General features: G+C 70.9%; 4 protein-coding genes. 2 read left to right on the forward strand and 2 right to left on the reverse strand.

The features are described from left to right. Together RSA25_RS19410 and RSA25_RS19415 are read left to right on the forward strand one after the other, a co-directional pair. Positions 1 to 457: ATP-binding cassette domain-containing protein (locus tag RSA25_RS19410; protein WP_332810455.1), on the forward strand; the 457-nt coding region annotated here is incomplete at its 5' end. Between the two features lie 87 nt (positions 458 to 544). Next, positions 545 to 1,009, forward strand: coding sequence for a DUF6491 family protein (locus RSA25_RS19415; RefSeq protein ID WP_332810456.1), 465 nt, complete (start codon positions 545 to 547; stop codon positions 1,007 to 1,009). A 34-nt stretch (positions 1,010 to 1,043) separates the two neighbouring features. On the opposite strand, the gene RSA25_RS19420 is transcribed toward RSA25_RS19415, so the two are convergent. Next, a complete protein-coding gene (locus RSA25_RS19420; protein WP_332810457.1) occupies positions 1,044 to 1,313 on the reverse strand; it encodes an oxidative damage protection protein in 270 nt (89 codons plus the stop codon). Between the two features lie 4 nt (positions 1,314 to 1,317). Beyond that, positions 1,318 to 2,460, reverse strand: a complete 1,143-nt coding sequence (gene mutY / locus RSA25_RS19425) for an A/G-specific adenine glycosylase (RefSeq protein ID WP_332810458.1) — start codon at positions 2,458 to 2,460, stop codon at positions 1,318 to 1,320. Positions 2,461 to 2,523 lie beyond the last annotated feature (63 nt).

Below are 2,523 nucleotides of genomic sequence, written 5' to 3' on the forward strand. Positions count from 1 at the left end.
GCGCGGCCAGCTGCGCAACCGCGCGCTGGGCTTTGTGTACCAGTTCCACCACCTGCTGCCCGAGTTCACCGCGCTGGAAAACGTGATGATGCCGGTGCTGCTGGGCGGGGACGAAGTGGCCGCCGCCAAGGGCCGTGCCCAGGCCCTGCTGGAATCGGTCGGGCTGGGCCATCGGCTGGAGCACAAGCCCGGTGAGCTGTCCGGCGGCGAACGCCAGCGGGCCGCGGTGGCGCGCGCGCTGGTCAATCGCCCGGCCTGCGTGCTCGGCGACGAACCCACCGGCAACCTGGACGACAAGACGGCCAGCACGGTGTTCGAGCTGATGCTGGAGTTGAACCGCGCCCACCACACCAGCCTGGTGCTGGTGACCCACGACCGTGGCCTGGCCCGCAAGCTTGACCGCGTGCTGGAGCTGCGCGAAGGGCGCCTGCACAGCCTGGCCCACAGCCAGGTCTGAGCTGGCCGCTGAATGGCCGGCGCGACCGTGTCGCCGGCCTCACGCACAAGGTGCATCATCGGCGCATTCATCCCGGATGGAGGCGCCATGAAGACCCTGATCGCAAGTGCCGCGTTATGCCTGACCCTGGTGGGCTGCGCCAGTACCGGCCGCCTGAGCGGCGATGAGCGGTTGGCGCTCTACCGCGCCCACGCCGCGCCGCCGCAGCAGGACATGCCGCTGTATGGCTCGCTGTCGGGCTGGACCGAGCTGGGCGACAGCGCGCTGGCGGTGTGGACCCGGCCCAGCGAAGGCTACCTGCTGGAACTGCGCGGCCCGTGCCAGGGCCTGGATTACGCGCCGGCGATCGCCTTGACCAGCCGGGTCGGGCGCGTGTCGGCACGCTTTGACAAGGTGCTCGTGCGCGACCCCACGCCCGGTCCGATGAACATGCCGTGCTTCATCGAGAGCATCCGCCGGCTCGACGTCAAGGCCCTGCGCTCGTCGGAGAAGGAGCTGCGCCAGGCGCAGGTGCAGGAGCGCGAAGAGGCGCAGGCGGCCCCGGCCAGGTGAGCATGGGCCTGCCGCCCGGCGGCAGGCCGCGGCCTTACGCCTCGGGGACGAACCCGGCCGGCTTCTCGGCGGCCTTGTCGAACAGGTATTTCACCAGCTCCGTCTCCAGGAAGGCGCGGTGCTTGGGATCGCGCGGGGACAGCCGGTTTTCGTTGATCAGCATGGTCTGGTGCGCCAGCCAGGCGCTCCAGGCGCTCTTGCCGATGCCGTTGAAGATGCGCTGGCCCAGCTCGCCGGGGTAGGGCACGAAGTCCAGGCCTTCGGTGTCGCGTTGTTCGTACTGGCAGAAAACGGTGCGGGGCATGGGCTTACTCGGACGTGGATGAAGGAAGGGCGCGCGCCATTGTAAGGCGGGCGGGCCGGGCGGCCGGGAGGGCACCGCCGTCCAGCAGCGTGCGGATCGGGGCGGGCAGGCCGAGCGTGGCCAGCGTGGCCGCGTCTACCCAGCGCAGGCCGGGGGCCTCGTGGCGCAGCCCCTGCACGCGCTGCGCCAGCACCTGCAGGTGCAGGCGATAGTGGCTGAAGGTGTGTTGCAGCACCGGCAACGCCTCGGCATCGTCCAGCGAGCCGTGCACGTGCGCGTCGAACCAGTCCTGCAGCGCGATGCCGCTGTCGGCCTGGGGCAGCGTCCACAGCTGTGCCCAGATACCGGTGTCCGGGCGCTTCTGCAGCAGCACCCGGCCGTGCGCATCGCGCAACAGCAGCGCCACCGCCTCGCGCTCAGGCAGCACCTTGCTCGGCTTGGCGGTGGGCAGCTGGTCGGTGCGGCCGTCGCGCCGCGCCACGCAGGCGTGCTGCAACGGGCAGATCACGCACGCCGGCCGGCTGCGGGTGCAGACGGTGGCACCGAGATCCATCTGCGCCTGGGTGTAGTCGGCCATGCGCGCGTCCGGCACGTGTGCCACGTGCGCCTCGGCCAATGCCCACAGCACCTTCTCCACCTTCGGCAGCCCGGGAAAGCCGTCGATGCCGTGATAGCGGGTGAGCACGCGCTTGACGTTGCCGTCGAGGATCGCGAACCGATCATTCCAGGCCTGGCTCAGGATCGCCGCGGCGGTGCTGCGGCCGATCCCCGGCAGGGCATTGAGGGCGTCCACGTCGCGGGGCAGCGCGCCGTCGTGCAGTGCCACGCAGTGCTGGGCGGCCGCATGCAGGTTGCGGGCACGGGCGTAATAGCCCAGCCCGGCCCACTGCGCCATGACCGCATCGTTGCTGGCGGCGGCCAGGTCGGGCAGGGTCGGGAAGACCTGCAGGAACTTGAGGAAGTACGGGATGACCGTGCTGACCTGGGTCTGCTGCAGCATGATTTCCGACAACCACACCCGGTAAGGCGTGCGCGGATGCTGCCAGGGCAGGTCGTGCCGGCCGTGGCCATCGAACCAGGGCAGCAGGGCGCCGACGTAGGCGTCGCCGGTGGGGGCTGGGGTGCTGGCGGTGGGCTGGCGTGGCAAGGGGGTACCGGGGTGGGGCGGGGGCGTCACGGGGAAAACGGGAGGGTAGAGCCACCCCATGGG

Origin of the sequence: Stenotrophomonas sp. (assembly GCF_036662295.1) — a bacterium.
Lineage (GTDB): Bacteria > Pseudomonadota > Gammaproteobacteria > Xanthomonadales > Xanthomonadaceae > Stenotrophomonas.